General features: G+C 32.0%; 1 protein-coding gene. It reads right to left on the bottom strand.

Annotated features, from left to right (window positions below):
* A partial coding sequence (locus AC1DQ3_RS36550; RefSeq protein ID WP_477124954.1) for a replication initiation factor domain-containing protein occupies nt 1-832 on the bottom strand: 832 nt, incomplete at its 3' end.
* Nucleotides 833-895 lie beyond the last annotated feature (63 nt).

The raw sequence follows: 895 nt of genomic DNA, 5'->3' as shown, positions 1-895 counted from the left end.
GCTTCTTACTTTTTGTCTGCCAAAATTCTATTTGCTTTTGTAATTGTTTTTCATTTTCTCTTAAAGTCGATTTCATTAATTCCGTCAAATCAACTGGAGATATTTCTTTGATTAATTTCTTATATTTATATTTAGCATGCCTTTCAAGTTTTCCCCATACGCCTTCTTCATGAATTAACATATAAATCATAGCTTGGTCTTTTAATTTTTCTAGTGTAGTCCAATCAGGTTTTAAAATATGTAAATCTTCAAAACAATCGTTCCAATAATCAACCATATCTCTTTTAAGTTCAATTTCTACACGCCATAAGTGATCAGACGTAACTTCAACATCTGCGTTATCTTTACGTTCTTGTTTTTTGTTATAAATTCTAATAAATCTATCGCTATCACGAACGCCAAAATATTTTGTTTCTGGCATTCCATTAATTCCATAGAATACAGTCTTCTTCAAAGCTTTATCTGACATTACATAGTAGTTGCTTAAATCATCTTCAAAATCAAAGGCTAAGTCTAATCTTGTAAAACCGTCATCTTCCATATAGTCGATGATGTTTTGTTTTAACCAAATCATTTCTTCATGTGTAAGTTTATTTGGATTAAATTCAACACGCATATTACGTCTATCCCATGTATCTGCTTTTACTTTGTCGTATTCGATATAAACTTTTTCCTGCAGTGCTTTAGCTTTAAATTTCGTTTGTAGTATATCCCAAAGTCGAATTTGTGGTTCGATACTCATAAATGACGATAGCTTTTGAGCGTTGTCACGACTGAGATTTCCAACTATTGTCATAGCGTCAAAACTTAATTTAGGATTTTGTGGGTGCACAGAATGCACTCCTAACCGGCTATTAGAGTATCCGGTTGAGGTGTAATTTGTAACTTCTTGTAA

The organism is Cupriavidus sp. 01T418, from assembly GCF_056398885.1.
Note: the sequence above shows the minus strand (reverse complement) of the source record. Positions and strands in the feature narration are given on the sequence as shown.